This is a genomic window from Mycobacterium hippophais (assembly GCF_027529605.1).
Classification (GTDB): Bacteria; Actinomycetota; Actinomycetes; order Mycobacteriales; family Mycobacteriaceae; genus Mycobacterium; species Mycobacterium arseniciresistens.
On sequence record NZ_JAPZPY010000002.1, the window covers coordinates 440251 to 461481 of the forward strand.

A 21231-nucleotide genomic window follows, 5' to 3' on the forward strand; every position below is an offset into this window, starting at 1 on the left:
GAAGAGGAGCGATCATGACAACGATCCCGTCCGTCACAGCCAATCCGAGGATTCCCGCTGCCGAACGCATCGCGGTCCGGTGCGTCGACTCCGACGTCCACCCCGCACCCCGTACCGGCGAGCTGGGTCAGTACATCCCCGAGCCGTGGCGCAGCCGCTACTTCGGCAGCCACAAGGTCGGCGACCAGATCTACTACGACGCCCCCGACTACGCGCACTCCTACGCGATGCGCGTCGACGCCTTCCCCGCCGATGGTGAATTCCCGTGCAGCGATCCGGATCTCGCGTTCAAGCAGCTGATCATGGAGGCGGGCGCGGACATCGCGATCCTGGAGCCCGCCGCCTATCCGGCGCGGATCCCCGAGGCGAACCACGCGATGAACTGCGCGCTCAACGACTGGCAGGACAAGCACTGGCTCGACAGCCACAACAACTGGCACGAACGCTGGCGCGGGTCGATCTGCCTGGCCATCGAGGAGCCCGAGCGCAGTGTCGAGGAGATCGAGCGCTGGGCCGGCCACCCCTTCATGGCGCAGATCCTGATCAAGGCCGAGCCGCGTCCGTCATGGGGCAACCCGAAGTACGACCCGATCTGGGCCGCCGCCACCAAACACGACATCACCGTGAGCTGCCACCTGTCGCGCAGCCACTACGACGAGCTGCCGATGCCGCCGGTCGGACTTCCCAGCTACAACCACGACTTCATGGTCACCTACTCGCTGCTGGCGGCGAACCAGGTGATGAGCCTGATCTTCGACGGCACCTTCGACCGGCACCCCAACCTGCGGATCGTCTTCGTCGAGCACGCGTTCACCTGGATCCTCCCGCTGATGTGGCGGATGGACGCGATCTACGAGGCGCGCAAGTCCTGGATGGACATCAAGCGCAAGCCGAGCGAGTACGTCAAGGACCACATCAAGTTCACCACCCAGCCGCTGGACTATCCAGAGGACAAGACGGAACTGACCCGGGCCTTCGAGTGGATGGAATGCGAGAAGATCCTGCTGTTCTCCAGTGACTACCCGCACTGGACGTTCGACGACCCGCGCTGGCTGGTCAAGCACCTGCCCGAGCACGCCCGCGAGGCCATCATGTTCCGCAACGGCATCGCGACATACCACCTCCCCGAGACCGTTCCGGCGCTCGAGGGCCAGGTCCGGGTCTTCTGACCTATGACCGAGCAGAGTGAGGCGCCCCGGCCGCCGGCGGGGCGCGAACCCCGGCTCGCGCAGGGGCGCGAACACGTCGTCGCCACCGTCGACGAGATCCCCTCGGGCACACACAAACTGGTGCCCATCGGCAGGCACGGTGTCGGCGTGTACAACGTCAACGGCTCCTTCTACGCCATCGCGAACTACTGTCCGCACGAGGGCGGTCCCCTGTGCTCGGGACGTGCGCGCGGCCTCAACGTCGCCGACGACAGCGTCCCCGGTGACGCGGTGATGGTGCGCGACAAGGAGTACATCTTCTGTCCCTGGCACCAATGGGGTTTCGAGCTCGCCACCGGTACCACCGCGGTCAAGCCGGAGTGGAGCATCCGCACCTACCCGGTCCGGGTCGTCGGCAACGACGTGCTCGTCCAGGCCTGAAGCGGACCTCGCGCCCAGAAATCGGAGACAAGTTGCCCAACAAGAAGATCGAGATCAACGGCGGTAACGTCGTGTACGAAATCCTGGGCAAGGAGGGCGAATTCATCGTCCTCACCCCGGGCGGCAGGTTCAGCAAGGACATTCCCGGCCTCAAGCCGCTGGCCAAGAAGCTCGTCGAGGGCGGCTACCGGGTGCTGCTTTGGGACAGGCCGAACTGCGGCAAGTCCGATGTGCAGTTCTACGGCCAGAGCGAATCGCACATGCGCGCCGACACCCTGCGAGCGCTGATCACCGAGCTGGAGATCGGGCCGTGCATCATCGCCGGCGGATCCGGCGGCGCCCGCGACTCGATGCTGACCACGATGCTCTACCCCGAGCTGGTGAAGAAGCTGGTGGTGTGGAACATCGTCGGCGGTGTCTACGGCTCCTTCGTGCTCGGGTCCTACTACATCGTGCCGAGCATCCTGGCCGTGCGCGGCAGCGGAATGGCCGGCGTCGCCGAGGTGTCGGAGTGGCGGGAACGCATCGCGGAGAACCCCGACAACCGCGACCGCCTGCTCGCACTCGATCCCGACCAGTTCCTGAAACTGATGCTGCGCTGGCTCAACGCCTTCGTGCCCAAGCCCGGCCAGACGATCCCCGGCGTCGAGGACGAGATGTTCGACAACATCACGGTGCCGACGCTGATCATCCGCGGCGGCGAGAACGACCTCGACCACCCCAAGCGGACGTCACTTGAGGTGAGCTGCCTGATCAAGGGGGCGACCCTGATCGATCCGCCGTGGCCGGAGGACGCCTGGGAGCGCGCGAGCGAGAAGCGGGCTCAGGGGAAGGTGAAGCGCTTCAACATGTTCGACACGTGGGTGCAGGCGGCCCCGGCGATCCTGGACTTCCTGCGGACGCCGGCCGGCCGGAGATGACCGCTCGTCAGCGCGTGACGATGCGCACCTCGCAGTTGAGCGAGGCCTCGAGCGCCGTGTGGATCCGGCTCTCCGGCACCCGCTCGAGGTCACCCTTGGCGAGCGTCACCTGCACCACGTCCCAGCCCTCGTCCCCCGGCGTGCGCTCGATCGCCCCTGTCAATCCGAAACCGGCGAGCACACCGACGGCGTCGTCGTCGGTGCCCCGGCTGATGAACGTCACCACCCCGGGTGCCGGTTCCGTGCCGAACGCCTTGGCGCACAGGACCACCGCCATGTGCATCACCTCCTCGGCCGCAGTGGCGAGCATCAGCACCTCGACCTCTCGGCGGGCGGGTGGCAGCGCCGCGAGGTCATCGGTCAACACTTCGGCGCCGGCGTCGGCCGCCAGCCTGCGCAGCGTCGTCACCCCGTCGCGCAGTTGCTCGGCACCAAGCTCACCGGACGGGTCGACACCGACGCGCACCACCGCGGTTCTCATGTCCGCCAGCCTATCCGCGGGCAGTGACGGGAGGCAGTCATGAACACCACCGCCACGACACCCGAACTGACCGTCGCGGGCTGGCCCGGCACCGCCGCCCGGCTCCTACGCGACGACCTGGGCTCCGGCACCGAGGATCTCGCGGCCTACACGGCCCAGGGCGGATACCAGCCACTTGCGGACCCCGACGGCCTGCTCGACGTGATCGACCTGTCCGGCCTGCTGGGCCGCGGCGGCGCCGCATTCCCGCTCGCGGTCAAGCTCCGCATCGTACGCGACAACGGCCGCCGCGCCGGCGGCGCGGTCATCATCGCCAACGGCGAAGAGGGCGAGCCCGCGTCGGTCAAGGACCGCTGGCTGCTGCGGCACCGGCCGCACCTGGTGCTCGACGGCCTGCGGTTGGCCGCCAGGATCGTCGGCGCCGACCGGGCATACCTGTACGTCTCGGACAGCCGCGCCGCCGAGGTCGCCGCGGGCGCGCTGGCCGAACTCGGCGAACGCACCGACGGCCCGCCGGTCTCGGTCGTGACCGTGGCCGCGGGTTATGTGGCCGGCGAGGAGACCGCGGCGGTCCGCTTCGTCAACGGCGGTCCCGCCAAACCGAGCGACAAGCCGCCACGGCCGTTCGAACACGGCGTCGCCGGGCTGCCGACGGCCGTGAGCAACGTGGAGACCCTGGCCAATCTGCCCTTCCTGCTGCGGCACGGGGCGGAGGCGTTCCGGGCCGCCGGGACGTCCACCTCGCCCGGCACCTTCCTGGCGACGGTCACCGGCGGTGGCAGGCCGGCGGCGTTGTACGAATTGCCGCACGGCACAACATTCTCCGAGCTCCTCGACGTGTACGGCGTGCCGGCGGACGAGGTGCGTGGCGTGCTGATGGGCGGCTACTTCACCGGGCTGATGAACCGCGACGTGCTCGACACCACGCTCGACCACGAGACCATGCAGCGGGTCGGCAGTGGCCTGGGCTGCGGCGCGGTGTCGTTGATCACCGACGAGTGCCCGATCGCGGTCGCGGCCTCCGTGATGGCGTACTTCGACCGGGAGAACGCCGGTCAGTGCGGCTCATGCTTCAACGGGACCGCGGCGATGTCCGCCGTTACGAGTGCGCTGCGCGACGGCGCGGCCACCACCGAGGATCTGGCGCGGCTCGAACGCTGGTCGGTGGTACTGCGCGGACGTGGCGCCTGCGCGACCCTGGACGCCGCGACGAATGTGGCGGCCACGCTGTTGCGCAGCTTCCCGCAGGAGGTCGCCCGTCACCTCGAGAGTTCCTGCAGTTCATGCGGTTCCGCGGTGTACAACGCGATGCGGCCCTACGAGGTGGAGGCGGTGATGACACCGTGAGAGTGCGTCTCGACCGGACGATGTGCGACGGGTTCGGTGTCTGCGCGAAACACGCCCCGGAGTACTTCTCGCTGGACGACTGGGGGTATGCGTCACTGGTCGGCAACGGCACGGTGCCCGAGGCCGATCAGCCCGCCGTGCGGCGGGCACTGCTGGACTGCCCGGTGCACGCGATCATCGAGATGGTCGAGAGGCGTGTGACCGATGAGCGCTCGCGCGAAGAGCATGTGACCGATGAGCGCTCGCCGCTGCCTCCGGCGGGTGACGGGCTGCCGCGCCTCGAGGAGTCCGACCCCGATCATGCCGACGTGGCGCGCGAAGCACAGATGATGCCGGGGATGTGAGATGACCGATATCCCGGGACGGCCGGTGCCGCAGCTGACGGCGCAGAACGAGTTCTTCTGGACCGCGGGCGCCGACGGCGTGCTTCGTCTGCAGCAGTGTCAGGACTGCGAGTCCTACATCCATCCGCCGCAACCGATCTGCCGCTACTGCCGCAGCCGCAAGCTCGAGCCGAACGAGGTGTCGGGCAAGGGCACGATCGCAGGCTTCACCGTCAATCACCGGTTCGGCTTCCCCGACCTGCCGCCGCCCTACGTCGTCGCGGAGGTCGCGATCCTGGAGGATCCGCGGGTCCGGCTGACCACCAACATCGTCGACACCGATCCCGACTCGGTGGCGATCGGCCAACCGGTCGAGGTGGTGTTCCAGCAGGTGGCCGACGTGTGGCTGCCGGTCTTCACGCCTGCGAGCGACGCCGGACAGCAGCCGGTGCTGCCGACGGACGAGATCGCGCCTGCGGATTTCGGCAAGCATGTCCGGCCGATGTTGCGCAGCGACAAGTTCGAGGAGCACTCGGCGATCACCGGTGTCGGGGCCTCCCGGCTGGGCCGCAGGCTGATGGTGCCACCGCTGTCACTGACGATCGACGCGTGTGAGGCGGCCGTCGCCGACGCCGGCCTGACTTTCGACGACATCGACGGGCTGTCCACCTATCCCGGTCTGGACATCGCGGGGATGGGTGAGGGTGGTGTCAACGCGCTGGAGGGCGCACTTGGCCTGCGACCCACCTGGATCAACGGCGGGATGGACACGTTCGGACCCGGTGGCTCGGTGATCGCGGCGATGATGGCCGTCGCCACCGGCCTCGCGCGCCACGTACTGTGCTTCCGCACGCTGTGGGAGGCGACGTTCGGGCAGCTGATGAAAGAGGGCAAGATGTCTCCGCCCGGGGGCGCCCGCACCACCAGTTGGCAGATGCCCTTCGGCGCGACGTCAGCGGCACACACGTTGGCGCAGAACGCACATCGCCACTTCGACCGGTTCGGCACCACCCGTGAGACGCTCGGCTGGATCGCCCTGAATCAGCGCGCGAACGCCGGTCTGAACCCGACCGCGATCTACCGCGATCCGATGACCATGGACGACTATCTGTCGGCGCGGATGATCACCACACCGTTCGGGCTCTACGACTGCGACGTGCCGTGTGACGGTGCGGTCGCCGTCGTGGTCTCGGCGGTCGACGCGGCCCGCGACCTGGCGAAGCCGCCGGTGTACATCGAGGCGGTGGGCACGCAGATCGTCGAACGCACCGACTGGGACCAGACCACACTGACCCACGAGCCGCAGGTGCTCGGCCAGGCCGCCCACTTGTGGACACGGACATCGTTGCGGCCCAGCGACGTCGATGTCGCCGAACTGTACGACGGGTTCAGCTTCAACTGCCTGTCGTGGCTGGAGGCGCTCGGCTTCTGCGGGATCGGCGAGGCGAAGGACTTCCTCGACGGCGGCCACAACATCGCCCGCGACGGCGTGATCCCGCTGAACACCCACGGCGGGCAGCTCTCCCACGGGCGCACCCACGGCATGGGCCTGATCCACGAGGCCGTCACCCAGCTGCGTGGGGAGGCCGGCGAGCGGCAGGTGTCCGGCGCCCGGGTGGCGGTCACCAGCAGTGGTGGCCTCACGCCCAGCGGGGTGCTGCTGCTGCGGGCCGAGGCATGACGACGGCGCCGCGGCCGCGGGTGGTCATGGTCGACAGCGTGGGCGACCTCGTCCCGATGTCGGCGCTGGTCGCCGAACCGGAGCACGAACCCCGGGCCGTGATCGTCGCGCTGCACGGCGGCGCGAGCACCGCGGCGTACTTCGACTGCCCCGGGCATCCCCGCTTGTCACTCCTGCGCCTCGGCGCCGCACTGGGTTTCACCATGGTGGCGCTCGACCGCCCTGGCTACGGCAGTTCGGCGGCCTACCCCGACGCGATCGCCAGGCCCGAACAGCGGGTGGCATTGGCCTACGGCGCCGTCGACAAGGTGCTCGGTGCCCGCCCCCGTGGAGCGGGGCTGTTCGTGCTCGCCCACTCCAACGGCTGCGAACTCGCCCTGCGGATGGCCGCGAGTGACGACCCGCGCGGCGCCGAACTGCTCGGGCTGGCGCTCGCGGGCACCGGATTGCGTTATCACGACGCGGCTCTGGACATCCTGCGGAACGCGTCGGCGACCCACCGCCCGCCGGGACTGCGGGCACTGCTGTGGGAACCCGCCGACCTGTACCCCGCCGACGTGCTCAGCGGGATCACCAACTCGTCGACCGGCGCGCCCTACGAGGCGGGCATGGTGCGGGACTGGCCGCACCGGGACTTCCCTGCGCTGGCCGCCCAGGTGCGGGTACCGGTGCAGTTCAGCCACGCCGACCACGAACGGGTCTGGCGGTCCGACCCCGATGCGCTTGCCGAGATCGGCGCGGCGTTCACCGTCGCCCCGCGGTTCGTCACCGATGAAGTCGTCGGCGCGGGCCACAACCTGAGCCTCGGCCTGCGCGCCGCGGCCTATCACCTCAAGGTGCTGTCGTTCGTCGAAGAGTGCATCGTCAATGTCGAGGTCGCCCGCCAAAACCGGTCGGCAGGAATCGAAGTGGAGGCCGGCTGATGCGGGTTGGATTCATCGGGCTGGGGAGCCAGGGCGGGCCGATGGCGCGGCGGATCGTCGAAGGGGGACACGAACTCACGCTGTGGGCCCGCAGGCCCGCGTCGGTGGAGCCGTTCGCGGACACCGCCGCCAAGATCGCGGACACCCCGGCCGAACTGGCCACGGCCAGCGACCTGGTCTGCCTGTGCGTGGTCGGCGACGACGACGTCCGTCAGGTGCTCTCCGGTGATACCGGGGTGCTGGCCGGACTGGCGCCCGGCGCCGTCATCGCCATCCACAGCACCGTGCACCCCGACACCTGCACCGAGATCGCCGAACTCGCCGGGCGCCACGATGTCTCGGTGCTGGACGCACCGGTCAGCGGGGGCGGCCCTGCCGCCGCCGACGGCACACTGCTGGTGATGGTGGGCGGTGCCGAGGCCGACGTCGAGAAGGCCCGGCCGGTGTTCGCGACGTACGCCGATCCCGTCGTGCACCTCGGCCCGCTCGGCAGCGGTCAGGTCGCCAAGATCCTCAACAATCTGCTGTTCAGCGCCAACCTGGGCAGCGCGCTGAGCGCGCTGGAACTCGGCGACTCACTGGGCGTGGCCCGCGACAAGCTGTGCGAGGTGCTGGTTCGCGGCTCGGCGACCAGCAAGGCGGTCAACAGCATCTCGATGTTCGGCGGCACGGTGGAGGGACTGGCGCCCATCGCCGGAGCGCTGCTGCAGAAGGACGTCCGCCACGCGGCAAGCCTGGCCGCCGCCGCCAAGGCGGCCGAGGGATCGGTGTTCACCGCAGCCGACACCGCCCTGCAACACATGGATCACCCGCGATGACCGACGTCGGTTTCGTCGGCGCCGGCCGGATGGGCGCACCGATGGTGGCGCGTCTGGTGGCCGCGGGCCACACCGTGCGCGCGGTCGGCCGGACGGCCGAGAAGCGTTCTGCGGTAGAGGCGTTGGGTGCCACACCGGTCGACGATCCGGCGGGCGCGGCCGACGGCGCCGACGTCGTCATCGTCTGCGTGTTCACCGACGAACAGGTCAGGCAGCTGTGCCTGGACGGCGACCTGGTGAAGGGCATGCGGCCGGGCGCCACGCTGGTCGTGCACACCACCGGCAGCCCGCGCACGGCGCAGGCGATCGCAGAGCGCTTCACCCATGTCGAGGTCGTCGACGCACCGGTCAGCGGCGGCCCGCACGACATCGCCGCCGGCTCGGTGACGCTGTTCGTCGGAGGGCCCGACGACGCGGTGACCCGCCTGACACCGTTGCTGTCCGCCTACGGCGACCCGATCCTGCAGGCGGGAGGCACGGGCGCCGGGCAGCTGGTCAAGCTGGTCAACAACACCCTGTTCGCCGCGCAGATCGGGCTCGTCAGCGAAGGCACCAGGCTGGGCGCCCGGCTGGGCGTCGACGAGGGTCCGCTGTTGGCCGCGCTGACCCACGGCAGTTCCCAGAGCCGGGTGCTGAGCATGATCGCCGCCGCCGGTTCCACCGGGGCGTTCGCCGCCGCGGTCGGGGAGTTCGTCGGCAAGGACGTCGCCGTCGTCCGCGACACCGTCGCCGAACTCGGTGGCGACCTGGGGTTGCTGGACGCACTGGTAGAGGCGGGAACTCGTGCGTGAGGCCGCCGGTTCGGGCGATTCGCCGGAAATAGGCGCATACTTCGATGATAATTTTGAGACTTACAGTCTCTCAGATTTCCGTAACGTGCCGGCACTGATCTCGCCGCCGAGGAGGATTCCATGACCAAGCCCAAATTGGTGTTCAGCCCCTACTCGCAGGAGTACTTCGACGACCCCTATGAGATCTACCGCCGGATGCGCGACGAGACCCCGATCTACTACGACGAGGAAGACGACTTCTACGCGCTGACGCGGCACGCTGACGTGGCGGCGGCACTCAAGGATCACGAGTCGTTCTCCTCCACCCGCGGGTGTCACCTGTCCATGATCAAGTCCGGCCAGGGGTTCCAGAAGTCGATCATCTTCATGGATCCGCCGGAACACCGCTTCATGCGCAGCCTGCTCAACAAGGCGTTCACCCCGAGGGCCATCCAGTCTCAGCGTGAGACCGTCGTCGAACTCGTGCAGCACTACCTGTCCCAGGTGGACCCCGACGGCTTCGACGTGGTGCAGGACTTCTCCGGCCCGTTCCCGGTCGAGGTGATCACCCGGATGGCCGGTGTTCCCGAGGAGTTCCGTCAGCAGGTGCGGCACTGGATCGACAAGGGTCTGGAAGTCAAGCCAGGACAGCTCTATCTCTCCGACGAGAACATGCAGGCCAACATCGATGCGGGGGTCTACTACTACGGCCTGGTTCAGGAGCGGCGGGAGAACCCGCAGGGCGACATGATCAGCCGCCTGATCGCCGCGGAGATCCCCGGCGAGAACGGCGAGATGCGCAGGCTCGACGACGTTGAGATCACCGGCTTCGTCGCGCTGCTGGGCGGCGCGGGCGCCGAGACCGTCACCAAGCTGGTCGGCAGCGCCGTGGTCGAGTTCGCGCGCCATCCCGAACAGTGGCAGATGCTGCTCGACGACCGCAGCCTGGTGCCCGCGGCGGTCGAGGAGTTGCTGCGCTACGTGGGCCCGGTGCAGTACAACGTGCGCTACACCCTCAAGGAGACCGAGGTGCCCAGCGGCACGATCCCCGCACACAAGCCGGTGTTCCTGATGAAGGCCGCCGCCAACCGCGACCCGCGGGCGTTCGACGACGGCGAGACGTTCGACATCACCCGCGACCGCGCGCAGGCGCAGAACCTCGGCCTCGGCTACGGCATCCACAGCTGCCTCGGCGCCGCGCTGGCCCGCCTGGAGACGGTCATCGCGCTGGAGCACCTGCTCGATTTCATGCCCCGCTTCGAGGTCGATTTCGACGGCCTGCAGCGCGTCACGATGCAGAACGTCGCCGGCTACCACCACGTGCCTGTGCGGGTGATGCGGTGACCAAGCGACAAGCGGAGCGGGATCGCGCATGACCCAGAAGATCGAGGTCGATTTCGGCCTCTGCGAGAGCAACGGGGTGTGCATGGGCATCATCCCGGAGGTGTTCGACCTCGACGACGACGACTACCTGCACGTGCTGCAGGACGAGGTCACGCCCGAGAACGAAGAGCAGATCAAGGAGGCCGTGCGGCAGTGCCCGCGACAGGCCATCGCCATCCGCGACGAGTGACCGACTCACCGGCACTTACCGCGGCGAAATGAGAGAGTGAATGACCACATCGAAGCTCGTGTTCGACCCCTTCTCCGAGGAGTACTTCAACAGTCCCTGGGAGATCTACCGGCGCATGCGTGAGGAGGCGCCGGTCTACTACAACGAGGAACAGGACTTCTACGCGTTGTCCCGGCACGCGGATGTGGCGGCGGCGTTCAAGGACTGGGAGACGTTCTCCTCGGCGTACGGCCTCGACCTGGCGATGGTGAAGTCCGGCGAACCGCTTCCGATGAAGATGATCATCCTGATGGACCCGCCCGAGCACCGTCAGATGCGCAGCCTGGTCAACAAGGTGTTCACCCCGCGCGCGATCGCGAACCTCAAGCCGATGGTCATCGAGACCATCGACCAGTGCTTCCGCGCCGCCGACCCCGGGCATTTCGACGTCGTGCAGGAGTTCTCCGCGTTCTTCCCGGTGGAGGTCATCACCCGGATGCTCGGCGTTCCCGAGGAGCGTCGCCAGCAGGTGCGCCAGTGGGTGGACACGTCCCTGCACCGGGAGCCCGGCCAGGTTGAGATGTCCCAGGAGGGCCTGCAGGCCATCGCGGAGGCGATGGGCCTGTACTACGAGCTGATCCAGCAGCGGCGGGCCGATCCGCAGGACGACATGTTCACCCGTCTGGTGCAGGCCGAGATCCAGCGCGAAGACGGGCAGATGGAGAGCCTCGACGACTTCGAGATCGCCGGCTTCGCCACGCTTCTGGGCGGCGCGGGCGCCGAGACCGTCACCAAGCTGATCGGCAACGCCGCGGTGACGTTCGCCCAGAATCCCGACCAGTGGCAGAAGCTGCTCGACGACCGCAGCAAGATTTCTGCCGCGGTCGAGGAACTACTGCGCTACGAGGCGCCCGCCCAGTACAACGTGCGCCGCTCGATGAAAGAGGTGACGCTGCACGGGGTCACGATCCCCGAAGGCAAGCCGGTGTTCCTGCTCGGCGGGTCGGCCAACCGCGACCCCGAGGCCTTCACCGATGCCGACACGTTCGACATCGACCGCGACAGGACCGAGGCGCAGAACCTGGGCTTCGGCTACGGGGTGCACAGCTGCCTCGGCGCGGCGCTCGCCCGGATGGAGAGCGCGATCGCCCTCGAGCGGCTGCTGGACTTCATGCCCCGCTACGAGGTGATCTGGGACGACTGCAGGCGGGTGGCGATGCAGAACGTCGCCGGCTGGTCGCACGTCCCGGTGCGCGTCCTGCGCTGACCGACCCGGGGTGCGGCCGCACGCCACCCGGCTGCGCATCTCCGGTCAGTCGCGTTTCGCCTCGTAGCGCAGCAGGACCGTGCCGCCCGGGAAGGTGCGGTTCTCCAACAGTCGCAGCGAGATCCATGACGGCAGTGCCGGGAAGAACGGTGTGCCGCCGCCCACCGCGGTGGGCGCCACGACGATCCGGTACTCGTCCACCAGCCCGGCCGCCACGATCGGTGCGGCCAGCGTCGCGCCTGCCACCTCCAGTTGGCCGTCGGTCTCGGCCTTCAGCTTCGTCACCACCTCGACCGGGTCGCCGCGTTCCAGGCGGGAGTTCCAGTCGACGGACTGCAGGGTGCGCGAGAACACGACCTTGGGCATGTCGCGCCAGATCTGTGCGAAGTCGACGATCATCGGGGTGGCGTCCGGAGCCTCGTCGGCGGTCGGCCAGTACGCGGACATCAGGTCGTAGAGCCGCCGCCCATAGAACGACAGGGCAGTCTCCCGCTCGAAGTCGTTCCAGTACTGGTGCAGTTCCTCGCTCGGATCCGACCAGTCGATGCTGCCCTGCGCGTCGGCGATGTACCCGTCGACCGACACGGTGAAGCCATAGATGAGTTTGCCCATGCAGATCAGACTGCATCACAGGGCAGGACTCATCGCGCGACGGCTCAGAAACCGGAGAAGATGGCCCCGTTGCAGTCCGCGGCGGCCTGACGCAACTTGAGCGCCTCCTGGTATTCGTCGGAGTAGTACCACTCCTTCGCGGCGTCCACCGATTCGAACTCCAGGAGCACCGTCTGCGTGCCGTGCCACTGCCCCTCGATGGCTTCCACCGCAGGACCGAACGCCAGCACCTTCGCGTTGGCCATCGTCTGGCTGGCGAGCTTGCCGTATTCGGCCATGCCTGCCGCGTCCTTGACGTCTTCGGTGATGATCACATAGCCCTTGGGCATGCCGGAGTCCTTGTCTCTTCGTGGTTTTCGGTCAGTCGATCAGGTGGATAGCGCGTTCCGGGCAGTTGTCGATCGCCTCCTGCGCCGCCTTCTCCAGCCCGGCCGGCACGTCGGGGGGATCCGCCGCGGCCCATCCGTCGTCGGTCAGTTCGAACACCTCGGGGCACAGCGTCAGGCACATCCCGTGCCCGGCGCAGCGATCCTCGTCGACGGCGACACGCATCAGAGGTTGAACTCGAGGTGTAGTTCGGTCAGGCCGCGAAGAATGTAGGTCGGGATGTAGGAGTAGCGCCGCTGCCCCGCCGGACCATGCTTCTCCTCGGAGATCCGGATGTCGCTGGTGCGGTCGAGCAGCCGTTCGAGTCCCACCCTGGTCTCCGCGCGCGCCAGCGGGGCGCCCGGGCAGCTGTGGATGCCGCGGCCGAATGCCAGGTGCTGGCGGGCGTTCTTGCGCTCGGGATCGAAGCTGTCGGGGTCCTCGAAGCGGCGCGGATCGCGGTTGGCCGCACCGTTGATCACCATCACGGTGCTCCCGGCGCCGAGGGCCTCCTCGCCCACCGTGGTCGGCACCCGCGACATCCGGAAGTCGCCCTTGACGGGGCTCTCGATGCGGAGGCACTCCTCGATGAAATTGCCGAGCAGGCTGCGGTCCTCGCGCAACCTGCGCTGCACGTCAGGCTGGTCGCCGATCACCTTGAGCGCGGTGCTCAGCAGCCGCACCGTGGTCTCCTGGCCGGCCGAGAAGACATTCGTCGCCACCCGCACGACGTCGGCGACCTCCGGCATGGTGCCGTCCGGGAACGCCGCCGTCGCCAGCCCCGTCAGCACATCGTCGCGCGGTTCGCGGCGACGGTCCTCGACGTAGGTCGCGAACACGTCGTACAGGTACTCCAGCGGCGTCTTGGTCAGCGTCTTGTCCGCGTTGCCAAGGCCGCTTCCGTGGGTGCCCCTGGCGAGCCGCTCGATCAGTTCGCCGCGGTCCTCCTCCGGCACGCCGAGCAGGTCGGCGATCACGCGCAGGGTGAACGGCCCGGCGAAGCCCTTGATGAACTCACCTTCACCCGGTGCGAGGAAGTCGTCGAGGATGTCGTCGGCGAGCTGCCACATCGCGTCCTCGTTCTCCTTGAGACGCTTCGGCGTGATGAGCCGCATCAGGAGTGCGCGGTGATTCGTGTGGGTCGGCGGGTCCAGCGTGGGCAACTGGTCGCTGAACGGGATCTCGTCGCGGTGCTTGACGATGAGGTCTGACAGGTCGGTGTTCTCCAGGCCCTCCAGCGGCACCGGGAAGCCGGGGAACGGTCCGGTGACCGAGATGCAGGAGGAGAAGCTGTCCGCGTCGTTGTAGACGTCGACCGCTTCCTGCCACCCGGTGACCATCGTGACGCCGTACTTGTCCTCGCGGCTGACCGGGCACTTGCTGCGCAGCGCGTCGTAGAACGGGTACGGATCGTCCAGCACACGCGCGTCCCGGAAGAAGTCGACCGCCGTGAGGTCTTCCGCCATGTGTGACTCCGTTCGGATCGAGCGAGAATGTGATTCTCATCTTTGCGTATCAGGTTTTCACACCGGTTGCGCGCCGTCAACGAGTGGAGTGCTCGGCCCCGTCCCGGTCCCCCGGCTCGTCCTCGTCCTGGATCTCGAAGGTGTTGACCGCCGTCGCCAGCAGGTCGTAGCAGCCGACGGTGAAAACGAGGTCCATCCGCTGACGGTCGTCGAACACCCGTCCCAGCGCATGCCACGTGGCATCGGTGACGGCATCGCGGTCATGTAGTTCGTCGACCGCGTTGACCACCAACCGGTCGGTCTCGTCCGCGGGCGCGCCGGCGTGCACGCCGTCGATCTCGGCGTCGGTCAGGCCGGCGCGGTGGGCGATCGGGACGTGGTGGTGCCACAGGTAGTCGCACCCACGGCGCTGCGCCGCACGAAGCACCGCGATCTCGCGCACCCGGTCCGGCAGCGTGGAGTCGCGTAGCACGTGGGCGTTGAACGTGAGGTAGGCGTGGGTGAGGCCGGGGTGATGCAGCAGCGTCGACAGCACGTTGCCCGCGTCGCGGGGATTGCGACGCTCGGCGGGCAACAGCGACCGCAGCGCTTCACGGCTGTCATCGGTCCATTCGCCGTCGGGCAGCGGCGCCAGGCGGGTCACTGGATCGGTTCGTCGCCGAGCACCGTGGTGCGCAGCATCTCCCGCGGCGAATCGGGGTCGTACGGCGCCGCCCGGTGCAGGACACCGTTGTTGTCCCAGATGACGGTGTCGCCGACCGACCAGCGGTGGCTGTACACCAGGGCGGGCTGCGTGGCCCGGTCGAGCAGCTCGGCGAGCAGGGCCCGGCCCTCGTCGAGGTCCATGCCGACGACGTGGTCCGCCGAGGCGCCGAGCACCAGCGACCGCCGGCCGCTGCGGTGCGTCCACACCAGGGGGTGCTCGTGGGTGGGACGGCTCCGCCACTTCGCCAGCTGCTCCGGTGAGGGATCGGGCGTGATCCGGCGCTGCGAGGCCTCCAGCGAGTGCACCACCCGCAGCGCACCGAAGCGGTCCTTCTCCTCGTCGGTGAACGCCTCGTAGGCGGCGTAGGAATTCGCGAACTCCGTCTCGCCGCCGCGGGAAGCCACCTGTTTAGCCGACAGCACGGTCGCCTTCTGCGGGCATTCGTCGTTCAGCGGCGTGCAGCCGTCGATGTGCCAGTCGAACGTGGCGCGAAGGTAGGCGGCCGACGAGTTCTTCGACTTGTCCAGCGTCACCGGGTAGATGCCGGGCACCGGGTGGTGCCCGTCCGAGGAGTGGTCGATCTCGCCGAGCCGACGGCAGAACTCGACCTGCACCTCGGGCTGCAGCCCGAGACCGGGGAACACCAGCACGCCGTTGTCCTCCAGCGCGTCGAGCACCGCCTCGCCCAGCGAGTCGTCACCGGCCAGCCGGTCCGGGTCGACGCCGGTCACCTCGGCGCCGACCGAATCGGTCAGCTTGTTGATCGTCAGAAGGGTCATGCGTGTCCTGTCTGTCAGGGCACCGGCGCGCTGACGCGGTCGATCACGGCGTCGGCGGAGTCGGCGGGTTTCTGGGTACCGAAGACCTCGACGGCCATGGAGACCATGACCATCGAGTAGATGAGGTGGAGCAGGTTCAGCACGTCGTCGGGGACGTCGTCGAGCGGGAACTTGTCGCAGAAGTCGATCGCCTCCTCGAACCGCGGGGAGAACGCGTCGTAGAACCTGCGGATCTCCGGCATCGGGGTGTTCAGCCGTGTCTCCCAGCGCTCGGGTTCGGTTGCCAGGCACCACTTCTCGGCGAACAATTCGAATTCGGCGAACGCACTGGGCAGTCGCGATCCGGCCATGCTCACACCCCCACCGGTGAGCGCTCGCTCTTGTAGTCCTCGACCCAGTCCACGGCGACCTTGTGCAGGTGGCGGACGAGGATCTCCTGGTCGTTGAGCGGGTAGTCGTCTACCACGTCGTACTCCAGCGCCGCCTGCGTACCGCCGAGCATGCCGGCGTCCTGCAGCGCGAACTCCTTCAGCACCACCGAGGCGACCTCGTGCTCGATGCGCTCGCGTACGGTGCGCGCCGGGTGAAAGGCGTTGTAGGCCTCGAACTTGTGCGTGTTGTGCGACGTCGGCCAGTAGCGGTACAGCAGATACCAGCCGTGATAGATCAGGATCTCCAGGTTGGGGAAGATCTGGAAGTTGGTGATGCCCCACGGTTCGATGCCGCCGGGGTTGAGGCCCGCCGAGAAGTGCGTCTCCGGGGTGCGCCACGGGCCCACCAGTCCGCTGCGGGTGGCCCGCTCCACCGGATACATGTATTCGGGGGCGAGCAGCCAGCGACGGGTGCCCGCCGTGGACACCAGCCGGTGCGGGCCGTCGATCTGGAAGTGCCCGCATTCGAAGGTCTGGTTGGGTTGCCGCACCTCCGTGGGCACCTGCTGCGAATGCAGCGACGGCACGTGGTAGTACTCCTGGAACGCGTCGGCGAAGATCTTCCAGTTGCTGTTGTTGTGGGCGACGAAATCGTAACGCTCGGTCATCAATTCGAACGGGTAGTCGTCCAGGGCGGTGATCATCGGCCCGAGGAACTCGCGCAGGCTCTGGCGCGGTTCGGGGTCGAGGTTGATGAACACGAAGCCGTTCCACACATCGCAGTGCACCGGCGCCAGACCGTACTTGGTGGTGTCGAGGTCGAAGAACTCGCCGGGCTGCTGCACGAACTTCAGCTCTCCGTCGAGCCCGTAGCGCCAGCCGTGGTACTTGCAGGTGAACTGCCGGCAGGCGCCTTTGACCTCCTCGTTCGGGAAGTCGTTCCACACCAACTTGTTCCCGCGATGGCGGCAGATGTTGTAGAAGGCCCGGATCTGCTCGTCGCGGCCCTTGACCACGATCACCGACGTGTTCGCCGCGTGGATCTCCTTGGTGAGGTAGCTGCCGACACGCGGCAGTTCCTCGACGCGCGCGACGTTGAGCCACGCGCGCTTGAAGATCGCCTCGCGCTCGAGTTCGTAGAACTCCGGCGAGGTGGAATCGCGGAACGACACCGGCCCGGTGCCGAGTTCCGGATAGTGCTCGGTCCAGCTGCCCTCCGCCGGCTTAGGCCACTTCGCCATGCGAACCTCCCTGTCGTGGTTGCGTTTCCGTTTCTACCGCCCGGTCGCCGGTCGCCCGGTCCATCACATCACCGATCCGCCGTTGACACCCAGGGTCTGGCCGGTGATGAAGCCGGCCTCCTCCGAGCACAGGAAGCCGACCGCGGCGGCGATGTCATCGCCGGTGCCGAGATGACCGACCGGGATGCTCGCGGCCATCTGCTCGTTGGGCGGCAAGAGGCCGGCGGCCTGGGACTTGTGCTGCATCGGTGTCTCGATGCCGGACGGCGGGACGTTGTTGACGGTGATGCCCAGCGCGCCGAATTCGCGTGCCAGCGACCGGGTCAGGGAAAGCAGGGCGCCCTTGGACGAGGCGTAGTGCGCCATCCCTGGCGATCCGCGCTGCGCACTCGACGAGGAGATCATCACGATGCGGCCCCACCCCGCCTCGAGCATGTCCGGTATGGCCACCTGACAGCAGTGGAACGTACCGGTGAGGTTGACGTCGATGAGCCGCTGCCACGCTTCGACGGTCATCTCGACGAACGGCGCCCAGTCCACCAGGCCCGCGCTGGTGACCAGGATGTGCACCGGCCCCAGCTCGGTGCGGACCTTGGCGAACGCCTCCTCGACCGCGGCTCGGTCCGAGACGTCCGCGGCCACGCCGAGCGCGGTAACCCCCTCGGCGCGTAGTTCTTCGGCGACCCGTTGCGCCGCATCGCCGTCGAGGTCGAGCACCGCGACCCGGTGGCCGCGCCTTCCGAGTTCGTGACACGTCGACTCCCCCATGCCCGACGCACCGCCGGTCACTACCGCCACCCGTGCCATGTGTTACCTCGTTCCTACTCGTAGACCACGTGGACTGTGCGGCTGGTGGGCAGCGACTGGCAGGTCAGCACCCAGCCCTCGGCCACCTCGTCGTCGTCGAGCGCGTCGTTGTTGAGCATCCGCGCGCTCCCGTCGACGATTCGCGCCATACAGGTTCCGCACGAGCCCGTCTCGCAGGACGCCGGCGCGCGCAGTCCCGCCGTCCGCGCCGTCTGCAGCAGGGTGTTGCCCGCCCGGTACTCCGCCGTGGTGGTCTGCCGGTCCAGTTCGATGACGATCTGTTCGGTGCCCTGGGAGGATTCCGCCGCCCCGGCCGCCTCGGCCTCGTCCACCGCCACCGTGAAGCGCTCGAGGTGCACCCGGTCGCGCGGCGCACCGGCGGTGAGCACCGTGGCCTCCACGGTGTCCATGAAAGGCCCCGGCCCGCAGATGTAGTGGTCGGCGCCGTCGGCGAGGCCGTCGAGGAAGGCCTCGATCGCGGATTTCGTGACGACGCCGCGGTCGTCGTCGAAATGGTGCGTCACCGACAACCGGCCGGGGTGGCCCTCGGCCAGACGGGTCAGCGCGTCGGCGAAGATGACGCCGTCGCGGCTGCGGTTGGCGTAGAACAGCCGGACCGGACGCGACGTCGTCGCCAGGGCCGTGCGGATCAGCGACATGATCGGGGTGATCCCGCTGCCGCCCGCGAAGGCGACGATCGCATCGCCGTTCTCGCGCAACAGGAACCGGCCCTCGGGCGGCGCGGCGTGGATCTCGGCGCCCTCGGCCGCGGTGTCGTTGAGCCAGTTGGACACCAGCCCGCCGGGGTCGCGCTTGACGGTGATTTGCAGATCGTCCTCGACCGGTGCGGATGACATCGAGTAGCAGCGGCGCAGTTCGCGGCCGTCGACGGTGACCCGCAGCGTGAGGAACTGACCGGCCTGGTACCGGAAGCGCGAGGTGCAGTGCTCCGGCACGTCCAGCACAAGTGACACGGCGTCGGAGGTCTCGCGCACGATCCGCTTGATGCGAAGTGCGGCAAAGCCGTCCGAATCGGTGTGCTCGCTCATCGTGGCCAATGATATCAAGTACTTGTCATTAATCTCAAGTACCTGATACATCGCCGCTACTCGTCCACGTGATCGATGCGCATCTCGTGGCCCGTCCCCTGTTCGACGACACGGCTGAGCAGCTGGCGCAACGTGTCCTGCTCGGCCTTGGTGAGCACGCCGAACACCCGGTCGTGCGCGGCGATGGCGTCGTTCACGACGGCCGCGGCGACCTTGCGGCCCTGGTCGGTGAGGAATGCCTGCAGGATCCGGCCGTGCTGCGGATCCTGTTTGCGTTGCACCAGCCCCCGCTTCTCGAGCGCGGTCAGCGCCAGCTGCACGCCCTGGGGGCTGATGAGCAGCCGCCGGGCCAGCTCGGCGCCGGACAGGCCGGGTTCGTCGGACAGCTGGCGCAGCACGCCGATCTGGGCGGTGCTCACCCCGTGCTCGCTCACCGCGTCGTTCACCGACGTCAGCGAGAAGTACCAGGCCTGCTTGAGCAGCCACAGGATGTTGTCGGTCTGCTCCATACCGGCCTCTCCGATCGCTGTGCGGTGCGATCGACGTTAGCTCTGCGAACCAGCGCCGCGCTTGTGGACCCGGCCGTCCTTCATCACGAAGCGCACGTCGAGCGTGGTGGAGATGTCCGTGGACGGGTCACCGGGCACGGCGATGAGATCGGCGAGGTAGCCCGGGGCGATGCGGCCGAGTTCGTCGTCGGCGTCGATGAGCTCGGCGCTGGTGATCGTCGCCGCTCGCAGGGCCTGCATGGGTGTCATCCCGCGCGCCACCAGAGCGCGCAGTTCCTTGGCGTTCTGGCCGTGCGGCACGGCCGGCGCGTCGGTGCCGCAGGCGATGCGCACCCCTGCCGCGATCGCCTTCGGGAGCATCGCCTGTGCGCGCGGGAACACCTCCTCGGCCTTGCGGCGCAGCTCCGGGGCGATGCGGTCGATGGCCATCGCCTCGGTCAGGTAGGTCGTCGACACCAGGAAGGTGCCGTGGTCGACCATCATCTGGATGGTCTCGTCGGAGGCCAGGAAGCCGTGTTCGATGCAGTCGATACCCGCTCGGATGCACGCGCGGACGGCACTGTCCCCCACCGCATGCGCCGCCACGCGTACCCCCGCGCGATGCGCCTCGTCGGCGATCGCGGCGAACTCGTCGTCGGAGTACTGTTGCGCCCCCGGAGCGGTGCTGTGCGACATCACGCCACCGGACGCCGACACCTTGATCAGCTTGGCGCCGTGCCGGATCTGGTACCGCACACACGCGCGCACCTCGTCGACCCCGTTGGCGATGCCCTCGGCCACCGAGAGCGGCATGATCCCGGGCGCGAGGCGCTGGAACACGGTCGGGTCGAGGTGCCCGCCGTAGGGCGTCACGGCATGCCCGGCGGGATAGATGCGGGGGCCGGCGTGCCAGCCCTGCTCGATCGCGCGCTGCAGTGCCACGTCGAGCAGGTAGCCGCCGGTCTTGACCATCAGGCCGAGATTGCGGACCGTGGTGAAGCCGGCGTCCAGCGTGGTCCGGGCGTTCACCGCGCCGCGCAGCGTCCGGTAGGCGGGGTCGTCCTGCACCCCGTGCATCGGGCTGGGCAGGCCTTCGGGGCCGCCGGGACCGCCGATCAGCAGGTTGAGCTCCATGTCCATCAGACCGGGGAGCAGCGTGACGTCCCCGAGGTCGATGTCCTCGGCCGCGTCCTGGGGAACCCGCTCGGGATTCACGGCCTGGATACGGTTCCCGTCGATGACGACGACGGCCGGTGAGCGCACCTCGCCGGCCGCGACGTCGGCCCAGCGCGCCGCCCTCAGGACGATCGGGCCTGCGCCGGATGGCCCGTCGGTCACGGCACCGGTTCGGAGACGCAGTCCAGGCTGGTGGCCCCCGTGTCGGGCACCTTGGGCTGCTTCCAGCACTCGACCGGGAACGACACCTGGATCATCGAGTACAGCAGGTGCATCAGGTTGAGCACGTCCTCGGGCAGGTCGTCGAGGCTGAACTTGTCGCAGTAGGCGATCGCCTCCTCCGCACGCGCGGTGACCGCGTCGTAGAAGGCCTGCATGTCACGCATCGAACTGCTCAACCGCTTGGTGTAGCGCTCCGCCTCGGTGCCGAGGCACCAGTCGGCAAACGGCTCCAGGTCCGCGAATTCGGGCGGCAGCTTGCTCGTCACGGTCGTCTCTG

General features: G+C 68.3%; 26 protein-coding genes. 12 read left to right on the top strand and 14 right to left on the bottom strand.

Going from position 1 to position 21231, the window contains the following annotated elements; all coding sequences use genetic code 11:
- The first annotated feature begins 14 nt into the window (after positions 1–14).
- From O6P37_RS07685 to O6P37_RS07695, 3 genes are read left to right on the top strand one after another with little or no spacing between them, the layout of a single operon-like run.
- A complete protein-coding gene (locus tag O6P37_RS07685) occupies positions 15–1169 on the top strand; it encodes an amidohydrolase family protein (protein WP_264015542.1) in 1155 nt (384 codons plus the stop codon).
- Positions 1170–1172: 3 nt separating this feature from the next.
- On the top strand, positions 1173–1589 hold the full coding sequence (locus O6P37_RS07690; protein ID WP_269893491.1) for a Rieske (2Fe-2S) protein: 417 nt from the start codon (positions 1173–1175) through the stop codon (positions 1587–1589).
- A gap of 32 nt (positions 1590–1621) precedes the next feature.
- Positions 1622–2509 carry an alpha/beta fold hydrolase gene (locus O6P37_RS07695; RefSeq protein ID WP_264015544.1) on the top strand — a complete coding sequence of 296 codons (888 nt, stop codon included), beginning with the start codon at positions 1622–1624 and terminating at the stop codon, positions 2507–2509.
- 7 nt (positions 2510–2516) lie between these two features.
- Here the strand turns inward: O6P37_RS07695 and O6P37_RS07700 are convergent, their stop codons facing one another.
- Positions 2517–2990 (bottom strand): hypothetical protein, encoded by a 474-nt coding sequence (locus O6P37_RS07700; protein ID WP_269893492.1) that lies wholly within the window; start codon positions 2988–2990, stop codon positions 2517–2519.
- A gap of 39 nt (positions 2991–3029) precedes the next feature.
- Here O6P37_RS07700 and O6P37_RS07705 point away from each other — a divergent pair, with 39 nt between their 5' ends.
- The 9 genes from O6P37_RS07705 (at position 3030) to O6P37_RS07745 (ending at position 11671) form a co-directional block, all read left to right on the top strand.
- The gene (locus O6P37_RS07705) at positions 3030–4337 is read left to right on the top strand and encodes an NADH-ubiquinone oxidoreductase-F iron-sulfur binding region domain-containing protein (protein ID WP_269893493.1); all 1308 of its coding nucleotides are present in this window, start codon (positions 3030–3032) and stop codon (positions 4335–4337) included.
- Positions 4334–4681 (top strand): ferredoxin, encoded by a 348-nt coding sequence (locus O6P37_RS07710; RefSeq protein WP_408633126.1) that lies wholly within the window; start codon positions 4334–4336, stop codon positions 4679–4681. Before O6P37_RS07705 ends, O6P37_RS07710 begins: the two co-directional genes overlap by 4 nt.
- A 1-nt stretch (position 4682) precedes the next feature.
- Positions 4683–6341: a thiolase C-terminal domain-containing protein gene (locus O6P37_RS07715; protein WP_269893495.1), complete on the top strand. Its 1659-nt coding sequence runs from the start codon at positions 4683–4685 to the stop codon at positions 6339–6341.
- Complete coding sequence (locus O6P37_RS07720; protein WP_269893496.1) at positions 6338–7264, top strand: alpha/beta hydrolase; 927 nt, start codon at positions 6338–6340, stop codon at positions 7262–7264. Before O6P37_RS07715 ends, O6P37_RS07720 begins: the two co-directional genes overlap by 4 nt.
- A complete protein-coding gene (locus tag O6P37_RS07725; RefSeq protein WP_269893497.1) occupies positions 7264–8082 on the top strand; it encodes an NAD(P)-dependent oxidoreductase in 819 nt (272 codons plus the stop codon). The genes O6P37_RS07720 and O6P37_RS07725 overlap by 1 nt, the downstream gene beginning before the upstream one ends.
- Complete coding sequence (locus O6P37_RS07730) at positions 8079–8873, top strand: NAD(P)-dependent oxidoreductase (RefSeq protein ID WP_269893498.1); 795 nt, start codon at positions 8079–8081, stop codon at positions 8871–8873. The genes O6P37_RS07725 and O6P37_RS07730 overlap by 4 nt, the downstream gene beginning before the upstream one ends.
- 120 nt (positions 8874–8993) lie before the next feature.
- Positions 8994–10196: a cytochrome P450 gene (locus O6P37_RS07735; RefSeq protein WP_269893499.1), complete on the top strand. Its 1203-nt coding sequence runs from the start codon at positions 8994–8996 to the stop codon at positions 10194–10196.
- 28 nt (positions 10197–10224) lie between these two features.
- Positions 10225–10425: a ferredoxin gene (locus tag O6P37_RS07740; RefSeq protein ID WP_264015553.1), complete on the top strand. Its 201-nt coding sequence runs from the start codon at positions 10225–10227 to the stop codon at positions 10423–10425.
- Between the two features lie 40 nt (positions 10426–10465).
- A complete protein-coding gene (locus O6P37_RS07745) occupies positions 10466–11671 on the top strand; it encodes a cytochrome P450 (protein ID WP_269893500.1) in 1206 nt (401 codons plus the stop codon).
- Positions 11672–11716: 45 nt separating this feature from the next.
- Here the strand turns inward: O6P37_RS07745 and O6P37_RS07750 are convergent, their stop codons facing one another.
- The 13 genes from O6P37_RS07750 to O6P37_RS07810 all read right to left on the bottom strand — a co-directional run bounded on the left by O6P37_RS07750 (position 11717) and on the right by O6P37_RS07810 (position 21220).
- Positions 11717–12283 carry a dihydrofolate reductase family protein gene (locus O6P37_RS07750; protein WP_269893501.1) on the bottom strand — a complete coding sequence of 189 codons (567 nt, stop codon included), beginning with the start codon at positions 12281–12283 and terminating at the stop codon, positions 11717–11719.
- Positions 12284–12327: 44 nt separating this feature from the next.
- Complete coding sequence (locus tag O6P37_RS07755; RefSeq protein ID WP_264015556.1) at positions 12328–12612, bottom strand: DUF1330 domain-containing protein; 285 nt, start codon at positions 12610–12612, stop codon at positions 12328–12330.
- Positions 12613–12643: 31 nt separating this feature from the next.
- Complete coding sequence (locus tag O6P37_RS07760) at positions 12644–12835, bottom strand: ferredoxin (protein WP_264015557.1); 192 nt, start codon at positions 12833–12835, stop codon at positions 12644–12646.
- The gene (locus O6P37_RS07765; protein WP_269893502.1) at positions 12835–14115 is read right to left on the bottom strand and encodes a cytochrome P450; all 1281 of its coding nucleotides are present in this window, start codon (positions 14113–14115) and stop codon (positions 12835–12837) included. The genes O6P37_RS07760 and O6P37_RS07765 overlap by 1 nt, the downstream gene beginning before the upstream one ends.
- A gap of 76 nt (positions 14116–14191) precedes the next feature.
- Positions 14192–14758 carry a carboxymuconolactone decarboxylase family protein gene (locus O6P37_RS07770; RefSeq protein WP_269893503.1) on the bottom strand — a complete coding sequence of 189 codons (567 nt, stop codon included), beginning with the start codon at positions 14756–14758 and terminating at the stop codon, positions 14192–14194.
- A complete protein-coding gene (locus O6P37_RS07775; RefSeq protein WP_269893504.1) occupies positions 14755–15600 on the bottom strand; it encodes a TauD/TfdA dioxygenase family protein in 846 nt (281 codons plus the stop codon). Before O6P37_RS07775 ends, O6P37_RS07770 begins: the two co-directional genes overlap by 4 nt.
- 14 nt (positions 15601–15614) lie before the next feature.
- On the bottom strand, positions 15615–15950 hold the full coding sequence (locus tag O6P37_RS07780) for a hypothetical protein (protein WP_269893505.1): 336 nt from the start codon (positions 15948–15950) through the stop codon (positions 15615–15617).
- A gap of 2 nt (positions 15951–15952) precedes the next feature.
- Entirely contained in the window at positions 15953–17212 is a 1260-nt protein-coding gene (locus O6P37_RS07785; protein WP_269893506.1) for an aromatic ring-hydroxylating oxygenase subunit alpha, read from the bottom strand.
- A gap of 63 nt (positions 17213–17275) precedes the next feature.
- Positions 17276–18019, bottom strand: coding sequence for an SDR family NAD(P)-dependent oxidoreductase (locus tag O6P37_RS07790; RefSeq protein WP_269893507.1), 744 nt, complete (start codon positions 18017–18019; stop codon positions 17276–17278).
- Positions 18020–18033: 14 nt separating this feature from the next.
- Positions 18034–19068, bottom strand: coding sequence for a ferredoxin--NADP reductase (locus O6P37_RS07795; protein WP_269893508.1), 1035 nt, complete (start codon positions 19066–19068; stop codon positions 18034–18036).
- 56 nt (positions 19069–19124) lie between these two features.
- On the bottom strand, positions 19125–19577 hold the full coding sequence (locus O6P37_RS07800) for a MarR family winged helix-turn-helix transcriptional regulator (protein WP_269893509.1): 453 nt from the start codon (positions 19575–19577) through the stop codon (positions 19125–19127).
- 36 nt (positions 19578–19613) lie between these two features.
- The gene (locus tag O6P37_RS07805) at positions 19614–20894 is read right to left on the bottom strand and encodes a metal-dependent hydrolase family protein (protein WP_269893510.1); all 1281 of its coding nucleotides are present in this window, start codon (positions 20892–20894) and stop codon (positions 19614–19616) included.
- The gene (locus tag O6P37_RS07810; protein WP_269893662.1) at positions 20891–21220 is read right to left on the bottom strand and encodes a hypothetical protein; all 330 of its coding nucleotides are present in this window, start codon (positions 21218–21220) and stop codon (positions 20891–20893) included. The genes O6P37_RS07805 and O6P37_RS07810 overlap by 4 nt, the downstream gene beginning before the upstream one ends.
- Positions 21221–21231 lie beyond the last annotated feature (11 nt).

Excerpts from the sequence above, each read along its gene's own strand:
- O6P37_RS07760 (WP_264015557.1), bottom strand. The coding sequence starts at position 12,835 with ATGCGTGTCGCCGTCGACGAGGATCGCTGCGCCGGGCACGGGATGTGC.
- O6P37_RS07765 (WP_269893502.1), bottom strand. The coding sequence starts at position 14,115 with ATGGCGGAAGACCTCACGGCGGTCGACTTCTTCCGGGACGCGCGTGTG.
- O6P37_RS07720 (WP_269893496.1), top strand. The coding sequence starts at position 6,338 with ATGACGACGGCGCCGCGGCCGCGGGTGGTCATGGTCGACAGCGTGGGC.
- O6P37_RS07715 (WP_269893495.1), top strand. The coding sequence starts at position 4,683 with ATGACCGATATCCCGGGACGGCCGGTGCCGCAGCTGACGGCGCAGAAC.
- O6P37_RS07790 (WP_269893507.1), bottom strand. The coding sequence starts at position 18,019 with ATGGCACGGGTGGCGGTAGTGACCGGCGGTGCGTCGGGCATGGGGGAG.
- O6P37_RS07780 (WP_269893505.1), bottom strand. The coding sequence starts at position 15,950 with ATGGCCGGATCGCGACTGCCCAGTGCGTTCGCCGAATTCGAATTGTTC.
- O6P37_RS07700 (WP_269893492.1), bottom strand. The coding sequence starts at position 2,990 with ATGAGAACCGCGGTGGTGCGCGTCGGTGTCGACCCGTCCGGTGAGCTT.
- O6P37_RS07725 (WP_269893497.1), top strand. The coding sequence starts at position 7,264 with ATGCGGGTTGGATTCATCGGGCTGGGGAGCCAGGGCGGGCCGATGGCG.
- O6P37_RS07785 (WP_269893506.1), bottom strand. The coding sequence starts at position 17,212 with ATGGCGAAGTGGCCTAAGCCGGCGGAGGGCAGCTGGACCGAGCACTAT.
- O6P37_RS07795 (WP_269893508.1), bottom strand. The coding sequence starts at position 19,068 with ATGAGCGAGCACACCGATTCGGACGGCTTTGCCGCACTTCGCATCAAG.
- O6P37_RS07705 (WP_269893493.1), top strand. The coding sequence starts at position 3,030 with ATGAACACCACCGCCACGACACCCGAACTGACCGTCGCGGGCTGGCCC.
- O6P37_RS07775 (WP_269893504.1), bottom strand. The coding sequence starts at position 15,600 with ATGACCCTTCTGACGATCAACAAGCTGACCGATTCGGTCGGCGCCGAG.
- O6P37_RS07690 (WP_269893491.1), top strand. The coding sequence starts at position 1,173 with ATGACCGAGCAGAGTGAGGCGCCCCGGCCGCCGGCGGGGCGCGAACCC.
- O6P37_RS07735 (WP_269893499.1), top strand. The coding sequence starts at position 8,994 with ATGACCAAGCCCAAATTGGTGTTCAGCCCCTACTCGCAGGAGTACTTC.
- O6P37_RS07730 (WP_269893498.1), top strand. The coding sequence starts at position 8,079 with ATGACCGACGTCGGTTTCGTCGGCGCCGGCCGGATGGGCGCACCGATG.
- O6P37_RS07685 (WP_264015542.1), top strand. The coding sequence starts at position 15 with ATGACAACGATCCCGTCCGTCACAGCCAATCCGAGGATTCCCGCTGCC.
- O6P37_RS07755 (WP_264015556.1), bottom strand. The coding sequence starts at position 12,612 with ATGCCCAAGGGCTATGTGATCATCACCGAAGACGTCAAGGACGCGGCA.
- O6P37_RS07750 (WP_269893501.1), bottom strand. The coding sequence starts at position 12,283 with ATGGGCAAACTCATCTATGGCTTCACCGTGTCGGTCGACGGGTACATC.
- O6P37_RS07800 (WP_269893509.1), bottom strand. The coding sequence starts at position 19,577 with ATGGAGCAGACCGACAACATCCTGTGGCTGCTCAAGCAGGCCTGGTAC.
- O6P37_RS07740 (WP_264015553.1), top strand. The coding sequence starts at position 10,225 with ATGACCCAGAAGATCGAGGTCGATTTCGGCCTCTGCGAGAGCAACGGG.
- O6P37_RS07745 (WP_269893500.1), top strand. The coding sequence starts at position 10,466 with ATGACCACATCGAAGCTCGTGTTCGACCCCTTCTCCGAGGAGTACTTC.